The 14,070-nt window shown below is 50.9% G+C and carries 15 protein-coding genes; 4 read left to right on the top strand and 11 right to left on the bottom strand.

Features of this window, described 5'->3' with window-relative positions:
- The first annotated feature begins 110 nt into the window (after positions 1–110).
- The 3 genes from LK04_RS11520 to LK04_RS11510 all read left to right on the top strand — a co-directional run bounded on the left by LK04_RS11520 (position 111) and on the right by LK04_RS11510 (position 4,567).
- The gene (locus tag LK04_RS11520) at positions 111–1,646 is read left to right on the top strand and encodes a glucan biosynthesis protein G (RefSeq protein ID WP_197063384.1); all 1,536 of its coding nucleotides are present in this window, start codon (positions 111–113) and stop codon (positions 1,644–1,646) included.
- Entirely contained in the window at positions 1,639–4,188 is a 2,550-nt protein-coding gene (mdoH, locus tag LK04_RS11515; protein WP_039337092.1) for a glucans biosynthesis glucosyltransferase MdoH, read from the top strand. Before LK04_RS11520 ends, mdoH begins: the two co-directional genes overlap by 8 nt.
- A gap of 139 nt (positions 4,189–4,327) precedes the next feature.
- Positions 4,328–4,567 (top strand): YceK/YidQ family lipoprotein, encoded by a 240-nt coding sequence (locus LK04_RS11510; protein ID WP_039337093.1) that lies wholly within the window; start codon positions 4,328–4,330, stop codon positions 4,565–4,567.
- A 3-nt stretch (positions 4,568–4,570) separates the two neighbouring features.
- Here the strand turns inward: LK04_RS11510 and LK04_RS11505 are convergent, their stop codons facing one another.
- The 3 genes from LK04_RS11505 to LK04_RS11495 all read right to left on the bottom strand — a co-directional run bounded on the left by LK04_RS11505 (position 4,571) and on the right by LK04_RS11495 (position 6,838).
- Entirely contained in the window at positions 4,571–4,969 is a 399-nt protein-coding gene (locus LK04_RS11505) for a MysB family protein (protein WP_039337094.1), read from the bottom strand.
- A 120-nt stretch (positions 4,970–5,089) separates the two neighbouring features.
- On the bottom strand, positions 5,090–5,356 hold the full coding sequence (locus LK04_RS20890) for a hypothetical protein (protein WP_039337095.1): 267 nt from the start codon (positions 5,354–5,356) through the stop codon (positions 5,090–5,092).
- Between the two features lie 558 nt (positions 5,357–5,914).
- Entirely contained in the window at positions 5,915–6,838 is a 924-nt protein-coding gene (locus LK04_RS11495) for a Kdo(2)-lipid IV(A) acyltransferase (RefSeq protein ID WP_039337097.1), read from the bottom strand.
- A 267-nt stretch (positions 6,839–7,105) separates the two neighbouring features.
- Here LK04_RS11495 and LK04_RS11490 point away from each other — a divergent pair, with 267 nt between their 5' ends.
- Positions 7,106–8,161, top strand: coding sequence for a rhodanese-related sulfurtransferase (locus LK04_RS11490; RefSeq protein WP_039337098.1), 1,056 nt, complete (start codon positions 7,106–7,108; stop codon positions 8,159–8,161).
- Between the two features lie 192 nt (positions 8,162–8,353).
- Here the strand turns inward: LK04_RS11490 and LK04_RS11485 are convergent, their stop codons facing one another.
- The 8 genes from LK04_RS11485 to LK04_RS11450 form a co-directional block, all read right to left on the bottom strand.
- The gene (locus LK04_RS11485; protein ID WP_039337099.1) at positions 8,354–8,929 is read right to left on the bottom strand and encodes a YceI family protein; all 576 of its coding nucleotides are present in this window, start codon (positions 8,927–8,929) and stop codon (positions 8,354–8,356) included.
- A 1-nt stretch (position 8,930) separates the two neighbouring features.
- On the bottom strand, positions 8,931–9,503 hold the full coding sequence (locus tag LK04_RS11480) for a cytochrome b (RefSeq protein WP_039337101.1): 573 nt from the start codon (positions 9,501–9,503) through the stop codon (positions 8,931–8,933).
- A 295-nt stretch (positions 9,504–9,798) separates the two neighbouring features.
- On the bottom strand, positions 9,799–10,914 hold the full coding sequence (solA, locus tag LK04_RS11475) for an N-methyl-L-tryptophan oxidase (RefSeq protein ID WP_039337102.1): 1,116 nt from the start codon (positions 10,912–10,914) through the stop codon (positions 9,799–9,801).
- A gap of 107 nt (positions 10,915–11,021) precedes the next feature.
- A complete protein-coding gene (gene bssS / locus LK04_RS11470; RefSeq protein ID WP_013508627.1) occupies positions 11,022–11,276 on the bottom strand; it encodes a biofilm formation regulator BssS in 255 nt (84 codons plus the stop codon).
- Between the two features lie 288 nt (positions 11,277–11,564).
- On the bottom strand, positions 11,565–11,834 hold the full coding sequence (locus tag LK04_RS11465; protein WP_039337103.1) for a hypothetical protein: 270 nt from the start codon (positions 11,832–11,834) through the stop codon (positions 11,565–11,567).
- Between the two features lie 142 nt (positions 11,835–11,976).
- Complete coding sequence (gene dinI / locus LK04_RS11460) at positions 11,977–12,222, bottom strand: DNA damage-inducible protein I (protein WP_039337104.1); 246 nt, start codon at positions 12,220–12,222, stop codon at positions 11,977–11,979.
- Between the two features lie 68 nt (positions 12,223–12,290).
- Positions 12,291–13,337, bottom strand: a complete 1,047-nt coding sequence (gene pyrC / locus LK04_RS11455) for a dihydroorotase (RefSeq protein WP_059109801.1) — start codon at positions 13,335–13,337, stop codon at positions 12,291–12,293.
- Between the two features lie 136 nt (positions 13,338–13,473).
- The gene (locus LK04_RS11450) at positions 13,474–14,037 is read right to left on the bottom strand and encodes a lipoprotein (RefSeq protein ID WP_039333614.1); all 564 of its coding nucleotides are present in this window, start codon (positions 14,035–14,037) and stop codon (positions 13,474–13,476) included.
- Positions 14,038–14,070 lie beyond the last annotated feature (33 nt).

The following is a 14,070-nucleotide window of genomic DNA, read 5'->3' as shown; positions in this document are numbered from 1 at the left end:
ATCTTATGCATATGCTGTCGGAAAACCGAATAATCCTTTAAGATAAACAGGTTTGATTTGAGCGCACGAAAGGGGGGGATGTGCTAAATAAAGTGAATAATAAAGTGGGACTGGTAAAAATGCGCTGGGTAGGCGCGGCAGTCCTGCTGGCGTTGTACGCCAACAATAGCTGGGCGTTCAACATTGATGATGTGGCAAAACAAGCCAAGGCGTTGGCAGGGAAAGGTTACGAAGCGCCGAAGAGCAATTTACCCTCTCAGTTTCGTGATATGAAATTTGCGGATTATCAGCAAATCCAGTTTAACCACGACAAAGCATACTGGGGCAAACTGCGTACGCCGTTTAAGCTCGAGTTTTATCATCAGGGCATGTATTTCGATACGCCAGTGAAAATTAATGAAGTCACGGCGTCTTCTGTTCGCGAAATCAAATACAACCCCGACTATTTCAACTTCGGCAACGTCAAGCACGATGCTGATTCGGTTAAAAATCTCGGCTTTGCCGGTTTCAAGGTACTGTACCCGCTGAACAAAAAGGGTAAAGACGACGAGATTGCCAGTTTCCTCGGCGCCAGCTACTTCCGTGTTATTGGTGAAGGCCAGGTTTATGGTCTTTCTGCGCGTGGTTTAGCCATTGATACCGCGTTGCCGTCAGGTGAAGAGTTCCCGCGCTTTAAAGAGTTCTGGATTGAACGTCCAAAACCGCAAGACAAACAGCTGGTGATCTATGCACTGCTGGATTCACCACGTGCCGCCGGTGCCTATCGCTTTATCATCAAGCCGGGCAAAGAGTCGACGGTTGATGTGCAGTCGAAAGTCTACCTGCGTGACAACGTCGGCAAACTGGGTGTAGCACCGCTGACCAGTATGTTCTTGTTTGGCGCTAATCAGCCATCGCCAGTCACCAATTTCCGTAATGAATTGCATGACTCCAATGGCCTGTCGATTCACGCGGGCAACGGTGAGTGGATTTGGCGTCCGCTGAATAACCCGAAACATTTAGCGGTGAGCACCTTCACCATAGAAAATCCGAAAGGTTTTGGTCTGCTGCAACGTGGTCGTGACTTCAGCCACTATCAGGATCTCGACGATCGCTACGACCTGCGCCCAAGTGGCTGGGTTGAGCCAATGGGTGACTGGGGCAAAGGCCGTGTTGAGCTGGTTGAAATCCCGACCGCCGATGAAACCAACGACAACATCGTTGCGTTCTGGACGCCGGAAAAACTGCCTGATCCAGGCAAAGAGATGAACTTCCAGTATCGCCTGCACTTCACGCGTGATGAGAACCTGTTGCATCAAGATGATGTGGCATGGGTGAAAAACACGCTGCGTTCAGCCGGTGATGTTAAACAGTCTAATCTGGTGCGTCAGCCAGATGGCTCCATCGCCTTTACCATCGATTTCGTCGGTAAAGCGATGAGCAAGCTGCCTGACAATACGCAAGTTACGCCGCAGGTTAGCGTGGGCAATAACGCCGATGTGGTTGAGCAAAGCGTACGCTACAACCCGGTAACCAAAGGCTGGCGTTTAGTGTTGCGTCTGCGCGTGAAAGATAACAAGCAGCCGACCGAAATGCGTGCGGCGCTGGTGAGCGGCGACAAGACATTGACGGAAACCTGGAGCTATCAGTTACCTGCCAATGAATAAATCGATATTTCTACCTCAATCTTACGTGGAAGCTCTGCCGCTAGATGCGGCAGGGCGGGCTCGTCTGAGCGATTCGCTTCAGCATGCTCAGGCGTTCCACGCTATTCATACGTCGCTGGGGCAGGATAACGCCGCCAGCGAGCGCCCGGACGATGCGCCGCTCAAATCGGTGTCATCCCGCGTGCAAATGGCCTGGCCAGATTCGCTGGCAGATGGCCAACAGCTCAGCAAGGATTATCTTGACCGCACCACACTGAAGGCGATGCCAAAAGTGAAGCGATCGCTGATGTTCCCGGAAATCTGGCGGACTAACCCGATTGCCCGCGCCTGGGATTCACTGCGTGGTCAGAAATCCACCCCGCGCTATGCCACGGCAGAAGAACAGAAGACGGAAGACAAATGGCGCCATGTGGGTTCTATGCGTCGTTATGTGCTGCTGATCCTGACGCTGTTGCAGACTGTGGTTGCCACCTGGTACATGAAGACCATTCTGCCTTATCAGGGCTGGACACTGCTCGATCCGATCGAGTTGTTTAACCAGAACTGGTTGCAGTCGGTTGAGCTGATCCTGCCGTACATATTACAAACCGGGATCTTGTTCCTGTTTGCGATTCTGTTCTGCTGGGTCTCCGCCGGTTTCTGGACTGCCTTAATGGGGTTCCTGCAACTGCTGATTGGCCGCGATAAGTACAGCATCTCCTATTCCACCACCGGTGATGAACCACTCAATCCTGAACACCGTACTGCGTTGATCATGCCTATCTGTAATGAGGATGTTGAGCGTGTGTTCGCCGGACTGCGTGCCACCTGGGAATCGGTGCAGCGTACCGGTAATGCCGAGCACTTCGATGTTTATATCCTGAGCGACAGCTACGATGCCGATATTGCCATCGCCGAGCAGAAAGCGTGGATGGAGCTGGTGCGTGATGTCGGTGGGGCAGGCAAGATTTTCTACCGCCGTCGCCGTCGCCGTGTGAAGCGTAAAAGTGGCAACATCGATGACTTCTGCCGTCGCTGGGGGAGCAACTACAGCTACATGGTGGTGCTGGATGCCGATAGCGTGATGAGCGGTGAGTGCCTGTGCGGTCTGGTGCGCATGATGGAAGCGAACCCGAACGCCGGTATCATCCAGTCGTCACCTAAAGCGTCCGGTATGGATACCCTGTATGCTCGCTGTCAGCAGTTTGCCACGCGTGTATATGGTCCGCTGTTTACGGCCGGTCTGCACTTCTGGCAGTTAGGGGAGTCGCACTACTGGGGCCATAACGCCATCATCCGTGTTCAGCCGTTTATCGAACACTGTGCGCTGGCACCGCTACCGGGTGAAGGTTCCTTCGCGGGCTCGATCCTGTCGCATGACTTCGTTGAAGCGGCCTTAATGCGTCGTGCCGGTTGGGGGGTGTGGATCGCCTATGATCTGCCTGGCTCTTATGAAGAGCTGCCGCCGAACTTGCTGGATGAACTGAAGCGTGACCGTCGCTGGTGTCACGGTAACCTGATGAACTTCCGCCTGTTCCTGGTGAAAGGTATGCACCCGGTGCACCGTGCGGTGTTCCTGACCGGGGTGATGTCTTACCTGTCAGCGCCGTTGTGGTTTATGTTCCTCGCCTTGTCCACCGCTTTGCAGGTGGTGCATACGCTCATGGAGCCGACCTACTTCCTGCAACCGCGCCAGCTGTTCCCGGTGTGGCCGCAGTGGCGTCCTGATCTGGCAATTGCGCTGTTCTCTACCACTCTGGTGCTACTGTTCCTGCCGAAACTGCTCAGTGTCGTGCTGATCTGGTGTAAAGGGGCAAAACCTTATGGTGGCGCCATCCGCTTATTCTGCTCACTGATACTGGAAATGCTGTTCTCGGTGCTGTTAGCGCCGGTGCGTATGCTGTTCCACACGGTGTTCGTGGTCAGCGCCTTCCTGGGTTGGGAAGTGGTCTGGAACTCACCGCAGCGTGACGACGATGCCACGCCATGGGGTGAAGCTTTCCGTCGCCATGGTTCGCAAATGCTGTTAGGTATTGTCTGGGCAGTGGGTATGGGCGTGCTGGATCTCAACTTCCTGTGGTGGCTGGCGCCGATTGTGTTCTCACTGATTCTGTCACCCTTTGTCTCGGTGATGTCGAGCCGTGCCACTGTGGGGCAGAAAAGTAAGAACGCCAAGCTGTTCCTGATTCCGGAAGAGTATGAGCCGCCGAAAGAGCTGGTCGATACCGATCACTACTTACAGGTGAACCGCCAGCGCGCGCTGAAGAATGGCTTTATGCATGCACTGTTTAACCCGGCGTTTAACGCGCTGGCGACAGCCATGGCGACCTCACGTCATAAGCAAAGTACCTTGCTGGATCATGCACGCGATCGTCGCGTCGATCAGGCCTTGAGCGATGCACCAGAAAAACTGAACCGCGAGCAACGCTTGCAGTTAATCAGTGATCCGGTGGTGCTGGCACGCGTGCATTCACGTTTGTGGGAAAGTGCGGATAAATACCATCAGTGGGTGGAGAGCTATCAAAAGCTGAAACTCAATCCTGAGGCATTGCCTCAGCGTTAAGATGGGAAATCGAAAAAGCGGCAGAAATGCCGCTTTTTTTTTGCCATGATTCTGACTAACGCAATCTTTACGCATTGAGATGTAGTTATTTGCCTACTCAGGCGGTTAAACTGACGCCAGTTCATTGTGAGTAAATGTTGTGAAAGATTTCCTGAAAATAACCGCGCTCAGTGCCGCCATTCTGCTGTTGAGCGGTTGCGGCAGTATTATCAGCCGCACCATTCCTGGCCAAGGGCACGGTAGCCAATATTATCCCGGCGTACAGTGGGATGTCCGTGACGGGCCCTGGCGCGTACTGACCATATTAGACTTGCCGCTGTCGCTGGTGATGGACACCCTGCTATTACCGGTTGATGCCCATCATGGCCCGTACGAATAAGCTTTAGGCCCAGTTGTCTGAGGGGCTATCATCATCTTCCCACTCTTCCGCTGCAGCCTCGCCTTCTTCGAGGTCACGCGGAGGTTCAAGCTGGAACTCGCCTTCATCCCACTCGTGCAAGGTATTTTCTGACTGCCACTCCTGTCGCAGTTCAACCTCGTCGAAATCACCGTCAAACACCGCCTGTGCTGCATCGCCGTTACAGATGGGCAGGCATTCTCCCTGGCCTTCTTCGTCGGCAAAAAACTCGGCCTGCCACATAGTGTCGCCATCTTGCATGACATACTTTTGCAGCGCGAACTGACTCACACTGGCATCGTCTGCGGTGATATCAGATTGGCTGGCAAGAAACTCTTCACGTGCAGCTTCAATGGCTTCTTCGAGGGTGCTAAACAGGTTCATGGTGAACTCCTTGTCGCTTGAAAGAGGATTTCACAGAAGAATAGACAAAAAAATGGCAGCGTGCAGAGCGGCGAGAAAATAACGGTGGGTGGTTGAGGAAAATTCAACCACCCATACCGTTTATATCATCTTTTGCGGGAAGTGCAGTACAGGACGCACAGACTCGCGAATAATTGGGGAAGAATAACGGATGCAGCATTTAATACAGGGTTTCACCTTTTTAAAATTAATTCTCGCGGTCGATAAAGCCTGATTTAAATTATAGAGCGTACCGATAAAAACCATATCCTCCTTTACGGGTAGACGTTTACACTCTTTCCGATGCAGAAGGTGATAGCCCTCCTGATCGGTACTGATCGTTACGTAGTAATAGATGCCTTTATTCATATTATAAGTTCCTGCGATATATTTGCTGTGTGTAATCTTTTTATATTTTTAGAAGGGCAGTTATTGAACTAACTGTCACGGTTGAAACTAACTGGAATCGATTTCGCGGACAAATTCCAGAATGGAATAAGGATAGTTTTAAATACACGAAAGTGGCATATAGTGACCAGGCACTAAGACAATACCTTGTTAAGTAAGTTAATTTTACTGCATTGATAAGCGGAGCCAAAGCATTCAGCAATATTAAATAGGAATAGGCCTGGAATTGATGAAAATCAGATCCGTGCGAGCATATTTCAATCAGTAAATGGCGTTGATGCTGATAGAGCTAATTTCAATAAGTTGCGTGGTTGGATGTTCACATTTTGTTAACAAAGATTAAGATTCTGCATCGCTACTGATGCTTTATCACATCGAATAAAGTTAAAACTGGTACCAACGAAACATTCAGCCTGAGTTCCGACTGGTCCAGTTTTACCTAAATTGAGCGGATATCATCGTGATATAAGGCAAATTCACACGGAAAACAGTGGAACACAAAGTGTGCTCCACATCACATTAATACAGCGATGGTTGACCTTCGGGGCGGGTTTTGAAACGACGATGCAGCCACATGTATTGTTCTGGTGCGAGTAGAACGGACTCTTCCACCACTTTATTCATCACAACTGCTGTATCAAGCTCGCTTTCCAGTGAGAACTTCGCACGAATGTCGGGCATCATCTTTAATTCATAGCCGCGTCCATTGGGCAGGCGACGCGCCAGAAAAGGCACCACGCTGGGATTGCCCAGGCGAATCAGCATATGCGTGCCAGTGGTGGTTGCGGCATCCTGCACGGCGAAGAACGGCGCAAACACGCTGCTGCGTGGACCATAATCATGGTCGGGTGCATACCAGATGATGTCATTGTTCTTCATGGCGCGAATCATGCCTTTAAGATCCTTACGATCAAGCATGCTTTTATTGGAGCGCATTCTTCCCCACGTCTGCAGCCAGTCAATCAACTTGTTGTCGTTAGGGCGGTAAACACCGATGCCCGGATTGTGCATGCCAAATACGCGCGCGCCCAGTTCAAGGGTGAGAAAATGCATGCCAATCAGTAAAATGCCGCGTTTCTCGGCCAAGGCATTAGCCACATGCTCAAGCCCAGTGGTCTTCACCCATTTCTGGATGCGCCAGTCTGGCCAGAACCACGCCATACCTGTTTCAATCAGCCCCATACCCACCGATTCAAAATTATGCTTTACCATCGCCTCACGTTCGTTGGTGGGCATGTCAGGGAAACAGAGTTCAAGGTTACGTTGCGCTACTTCAACACGCCGTTTCATGAAACGCATCGCTACACGACCCAGACCACAGCCAAACGCGTGCAAAACCGGATAGGGGAGTAATACCAACAGGTAGAGGAAACCAATGCCAATCCAGGTAAACCAGTAACGTGGATGAAGAAGCTCACGAGTAAATTGGGGAAGTTGAGTCATTGAAATGTCAGTATCCTGCGTCTTGTGCCAGAGAGTCCGGTTTCTGTTATTTGCCGCGATTATGCCATTTTTTCTTGCTGACTGAAATCAAGCATAGCTTGCACGTTGGTGAAAGGCAGCAGCTTTGCGCATTAAATAGCAATGGCAGCGCAGAACTGCGCCCGTAATCACGGCTATCAGGATAATCCTTCCTGGGGCTTTGCTTCAGGGTGAATTCAGGTATCATGTGCGCGCTAAATTTCTCTGATTGCTAACAGGAAGAACACCATGCCAGTGTTACACAACCTCGTTTCCAATAAAGAGCTGAAAGAACGTATGTTGGCGGAAACCGAACCACGTACCACAGTCTCTTTTTATAAATACTTCCAGATTGCCGACCCTAAAGCATTCCGTGACGCCCTCTATGTTGAGATGACCAGGCTCAAGGTGTTTGGCCGCGTGTACGTGGCGCACGAAGGGATCAACGCGCAAATCAGTGTGCCAGCCAGCCAGTATGAAGCTATGAAGGCTGCGCTGTATGCGTTTGACCCGGCGTTCAACAATCTGCGTATGAACATTGCGTTAGACGATGACGGTAAATCATTCTGGGTGTTACGTCTTAAAGTGCGCGAACGTATTGTCGCGGACGGGATAGAAGACACGAGTTTTGATGCCAGCGATGTCGGCGCCTATTTGAAAGCCGCGGACGTGAATGCCTTGCTCGACGACCCGGAAGTGGTTTTTGTCGATATGCGTAACCACTACGAATTCGAAGTAGGGCATTTCGATAATGCCATTGAAGTTCCGGCTGATACGTTCCGCGATCAACTGCCGATGGCAGTGGATATGCTGCAGGACCAGAAAGACAAAAAAATTGTCATGTACTGTACCGGCGGCATTCGCTGTGAAAAAGCCAGCGCGTGGATGAAACACAACGGCTTTAACGATGTGTCCCACATTGAGGGCGGCATTATTGAATATACCCGTCGTGCCCGTGAGCAGGGGTTACCGGTACGTTTCAAAGGCAAAAACTTTGTCTTTGATGAGCGTATGGGTGAGCGTATTTCCGACGATATTCTTTCCAGCTGCCACCAGTGTGGCGCGCCTTGCGATAGCCATACTAACTGCGTCAATGACGGCTGCCATCTGCTGTTTATTCAGTGCCCAAGCTGCGCAGAGAAGTACCATAACTGCTGCAGCCCTATCTGCATGGAAGAGTCAAAACTGGAACCTGAAGAGCAGCGCGCACGCCGTGCTGGTCGGGAAAATGGCAATAAAGTGTTCAATAAATCTCGCGGATTACTGAACATGACCATGGCCATCCCTGTACCCGAGAAGAAGTAATCGCTTAACAGCCTGAGGTCACCTGACTTCAGGCTATATACCCGTCATACTTCAAGCCGCAGGTGCGTTGGCTGCCTTCACTCACCCCAGTCACATACTGGTGTATGCTCCCGGGGATTCGTTCAGTTGCCGCCTTCCTGCTCCAAGAGTAGGCCCCATGAGGGGACTCGAAGTATTTAGGGTATATATATGTTACTGACGCACGCCTTCCACCGAAATGATCAGTTCTGCCGTTTGCGATGCGGGTCCGAGATCTTTACTGATATTAAACTCTTTCAGGACGACATTGCCGCTGGCTTCAAATCCTGCACGATAACCGCCCCATGGATCTTTGCCCTCGCCGATTAATTTGGCATCCAGCGTGATCGGTTTCGTCACGCCATTCAGCGTGAGATCGCCGGTGATCTTATAATCCTGCCCCTCTTTTTTCACCGCTGTAGAGGCAAAAGTGGCCTGCGGGAATTTTGCGGTATTCAGGAAGTCGGCACTGCGGATATGTTTGTCACGCTCAGCATGATTAGTATCAAGGCTGGCAGTATTGAGGGTGACGTTAACTTTATCTGCGGCCGGATTCGCCTCGTCAAAGGTAAAGGTACCGTCAAAGTCTTTAAAGCTGCCATACAACCAACTGTAACCCAGATGCTGGATGCGGAACTGTACAAAGGCATGCTGGCCTTCTTTATCAAACTTATACTCCGCAGCGTTAGCCATAGAACCGGTGCTCAGTACACCGGCGGCGCTCAACGCCAAAATCGTTTTCTTTAACATGTTACTTTTCCTTTTCAGAGGTTAAGGGGATGCGGTAACCCAGCATCCTTTTTAGGGTCACATCTCGATCGATAAAATGGTGTTTCAACGCGGCCAGCGCATGCAGAACGGAAAACAGCACCAAACTCCATGCCAGCCATAGATGCACATTCCCCGCCAGGTCAGCCTGGACGCCGGCTCCACTGAACAGGGCGGGGACATTGAACCAGCCAAAAACAGAAATGGGTTTGCCATCGGCTGTAGAGATGAGATAGCCGCTCAATAAGAGAACCAGCAACAGCCCATACAGCAGCCAGTGCGCGGCGCTGGCTGCACGGCGAACCTGCGGCGAGTAATGTTTGAGCGGCGCAGGAGGAGGGGAGATTACACGCCAGCACAGGCGCAGAAGGAGTGCGGCGAACAACAGGATGCCGATGCCTTTATGGATTTCCGGGGCGTTGTGGTACCAGCTATCGTAATACCCCAAACCCACCATCCATAAACCCAATGCAAACATGCCGTAAATAGCCAGCGCCATGAGCCAGTGTAATAAAATGGAGACGAGCCCGAAGTGTTGGGATGAATTACGCCACATGTTTGTGAACCAGTGATGGAAATAAGTAGCAATGAGCATCCACATTTTGAAATGTGAAAGCAATCAGGCTTACTTTTCTATAACTTCCGCAAAGACTTTCGGAATAAATGAGTGATTATTTAAAAGTTAACCAGGATTATTGAATGCAGGGTGTTATCGGTGGGGATAAAAATGAATAATGGCATAATTACTACACCAAATGCGTCACCGCTGTCGGTAAAGTTTCATGAAATAACAATTAACGTCAGTTTATGTCAATAAGGCTGGCGCATCACTGCGCCAGCACCAAGGAATTTTATGCGAATCGTGCCAGTGAGAACGGTGAAACGTCGAAAGAGAACGGTTTTTCCTGCGCAAATTCGCTGGCCAGTTCACCCAGCACGCTGGCAAATTTAAAACCGTGCCCACTCAAACCGGTGATGATCAAACGATTGGGTTCGCCCGGCAGTGTATCAATAATGAAGTCTTCATCTGGCGTGTTGTCATAGCTGCACGCTTCACCATGTAAACAAACTCCCACACCGGGCAGGAACTGGCGCAGGAAACTAAAGGCTTCATTACCATCAGCCGCGATGCTGCCAAAAGGCTTGCGGTCCTCAGGTTTTTGCATTGGCTGTCCGCCATCATGGCGGCCCACTTTTAAGGCGTTGTTATCCGCAGGGAAGCCATAAAAATGAGTACCGTCTGGCATCTCTACGGTGAAACCAGGGAATTGGTTATTCTCACTGTAACGACCGTCAGCCTGATACCAGGCGAAGACTTTACGCACCGGTGTGACCGGTAAATCTTTTACTAACTGGCTGACCCAGGTTCCGGCGCTGATAAGCAGCTTACGTGCGCGAAACACGCCGTCACGCGTCGTGACCTGCTGAAGATCACCATCGCGGCCAATTTCACTCACTGGACAGTTAAACAGCTGGGCACAGCCCGCTTGCTCGGCCAATTGCACCCAACTGCGCACGGCCTGTTCACATTTGAGGAAGCCGGAATGAGGTTCAAATACGCCAATGTATCCGTCTGGTACGCTAACCTGCGGCCAGCGCTTGCGCACCTCATCAGCCTGCAACACTTTCACGTCCAGTTGAAACGCTTTTGCGCTGTCGATGACGTTCTGGATAAACGAAGAAGTGATGGGCGCGAGGTTAAGAATACCGCTGCGATGCATAATGCGTTCACCGCTCTGCTGTTCCAGCTCGTCCCACAGAGTTTGCGCACGTAACACCAAAGGGACATAACGTTCACCTTCACCATACGCATGACGGATCAAGCGGGTTTCACCATGGTGCGTGCCTTGGTTGTGTGGCGGGTGGGCACTATCAATCATTAATACAGATAAGCCAGCCTGCGTGGCATAAAAACCGGCGGCTGCCCCGACCGATCCGCTGCCCACCACAATCAGATCATAAACCATAACCCCATCACTCCTGCAAAACGGCGAAAATTTTCAACAGCATACCAAAAGAGAGCGCCCATGAAAAAGGCACCCTGTTGGGTGCCCTTTCACGCGAAGATAAGAAATTAGTGCTTTTGATTATCGCGTAGGTATTGCTCTGTGGACTCTATCTTTGCAATGCCAGCTTCGAGTATCGAGATGAACTGTCTGGCTACATCGGTAGTCAGCCAGTAGGTGGGTCCCACGTCAGCTTCTTCTTCTTTCTGATCCTGCGATGATAGCGAGTGCAGGCGGATCATCATGGCGTCATAACTGTCTACAGTACTGATGTCCCATCCTACCAGCGGATGAGTCTGAATGACGTCTTTATTTCTGTCCATTATAACCTCCATATTACTCGTTAAACGAAGTGCTTCTTGAGGTTCAATGCGGCTTTTCTTGCACTAGCGGGACAATTATAACATGAAACAGGCGGTACAATAGTTAAAAAGTGGGGTGTTCTAAATCTGAACTAAAATAATTGCGTTTAGAATGCGACTTTCGTCGAATAATAGCATGCCCAGTGAGACGGGCATTTATTCGATAAACTAACGCGTATCAGTAACAGCATTATCGGCGAACCTAACCAGAAACTTTAGGTTCTCTCAACACGAGCGAAAGTGCTGGTCTCAGGCGTGAGGTTCTGTGGGCGACTGGCCATTGCGTTTCTGAATCTCTTCCGCTAACCGGGTAAAATGCTGCTGTAACTGTGCGTCATGGTTCTGGTTTTGTGCTTCGAGCGACAGATTGTGCACCAGTAGCTGACTGGCACGATCGTCGAGACAGAACGTTAAACTGGCGAATGCGTTTTCCAGCACGGTTAAACGGCGCTGTTGTTCGGCAATTAAAGCCAGCAACTCACCAAAGGTCATCGCCTCTTCTGGTTTTTCAGTAGTCATGTAAAACACCTCCTGTAAGCATGACGAGGCAAGAATAGGGGATCGTTTGATCAGAGTCTAGATGCAGCGAGTTTATCTGGCGAGGGGGAAATAAAAACAAAAAAACCGGGTGGCGAAACCCGGTAAAACGGCACTGCGGCAGTTAATCAGTAATAAACCAGTCGTCTGCACTTTCCCACGTTTCTTGTAAAATATCGCTAATACGCTCCCGCGTGTCTTTGCCGCCGCCGAATACGCTGAGCTGGTTGCCGCCGGCATAGCGGACTTTGACATGGTGATCGTCATCGGGGAAATCACGAGAAATACGGCGGGTCAGTTCTGCACTGAGTGCATCCAGTGCGCCTGGGGGAAGGGGCTGAGTTTTCGCAACGGTAATTTCAACACGCATAAAAGCCTCCGGGATAATATACTGTTTATTTGTACAGTATAATTATGCCGAAGGCAACAGATGCAACGTTATTCTTTTATGCGCCAGTTGAGGGTCTCACCGGCCAGGAAGGGGACCAGTGTATCGTCGGCGACCTGAACGCTTTCCTGCACTATCCAGGTTTCACGTACCAGGGTTAAGGTGCCTTCGTTGAGTGGCAAGCCATAGAAGTTGGGACCATTCTCTGAACAGAACGCCTCAAAGTGTTCCAGCGCATTCAAATCTTCAAACACCGTGGCGTAGGCCGGCAGAGAGGTCGGTGCGTTAAACACGCCCGCGCAGCCGCAGCTGGCTTCTTTCAAATGGCGCAAATGTGGTGCGGTATCCGTGCCAAGGAACACGCGACGGTTGCCACTGGCGACCAATTTACGCAGCGCTTCCTGATGGATATTTCGTTTTAGAATCGGCAGGCAATAAAGATGCGGGCGCACGCCGCCCACCAGCATGTGGTTCCGGTTGAACATCAGGTGTTGAGGCGTGATGGTGGCACCAAGCAATTCGTTACCTGCCGCGAGGTACTCCGCAGCTTCTTTGGTCGTAATGTGTTCCATGACGACTTTTAATGCCGGGAAGCGCTGACGCAGCGGCTCCAGCACGGTTTCAATAAAGCGTGCTTCGCGGTCAAAAATATCGATATGGGAATCCGTGACTTCACCATGAACCAGCATCGGCATACCGAGCTGCTGCATACGCTCTAACACCTTGGCAATGGAATCAATATTGGTGACGCCATGGCTGGAGTTCGTGGTGGCATGAGCGGGATAAAGCTTAGCGGCGGTGAACGTGCCGTTGCGGAAGCCGCGTTCAATTTCATCCGGATCTAATGAATCCGTGAGGTAGCAGGTCATCAGCGGCGTGAAAGCGTGTTCTGCTGGCAGCGCGGCAAGAATGCGTTCGCGATAAGCAACAGCGGCTTCAACGCTGGTGACTGGCGGAACCAGGTTTGGCATGACAATCGCACGACCGTTCACCGCACTGGTATAAGGCAGTACTGCATTGAGCATCGCGCCATCGCGCAGATGGATGTGCCAGTCGTCAGGGCGGCGAATGGTGATTTGCTGAGGTTGGGCTGTCATTCAAAAGGCTCCGGCTAAGAAAAAAAACGAAAGGGCACGTTTAGGCCGGGGAGTAATCATAAGGGTGTGAGCAACCGTTTGCACGGGATTTTGTTGCCGCCATGAAAAACCGCACCAGATGGTGCGGTTGTGTCGGTTAATCCGTAAACGGAATCACCAGTTGTCCGGGTTTTACTTCAATGCCTTTGGCAAATTTCTTCGCCAAAGCTTCACCTTTACTGCGATCTTCACTCAGCACATACGCTGGTTTTTCATTGAAATAGCGCTTAAGCGATTCATTCAGGTAGGGCGTCAGGGTCTTCATGATGGAGGCCATTTTTTCTGGCTGCACCTGGGCATCGACGATCTCCATGTCATGCAGGTAAATTGCCCCTTCCTGAGCATTGAACACCGGTTGTGCTTTCATCTTCAGCTGCATTTCTGCTTGCTGTGGGCCAAACAGTGAGCTGACATTGATGTTGGCTTTACCGGAAAGGGTGATCTTGCCCGGTTCTTCGCGGCCAATCTGGCTATTCAGATCGCTTAGCACAATATGCGCATTCACCAGCCCGGAAACGCCGACGTCTTTCTCGAAGTTATTGCGCTTTTGCAGCGCCTGATTCACTTCTTGTTCGCTGATGGTGTATTGCGTCAATTGGTTACAGCCGCTCAATAGCACGGCTAAAAACAGGGCCAGTAGCCCGTACATCGCCTTTTTCATCTTTCCTCTTCCTGAATGATATGGCAAACCCGG

This window comes from Pantoea vagans (genome assembly GCF_001506165.1).
Lineage (GTDB): Bacteria > Pseudomonadota > Gammaproteobacteria > Enterobacterales > Enterobacteriaceae > Pantoea > Pantoea vagans_C.
Note: the sequence above shows the minus strand (reverse complement) of the source record. Positions and strands in the feature narration are given on the sequence as shown.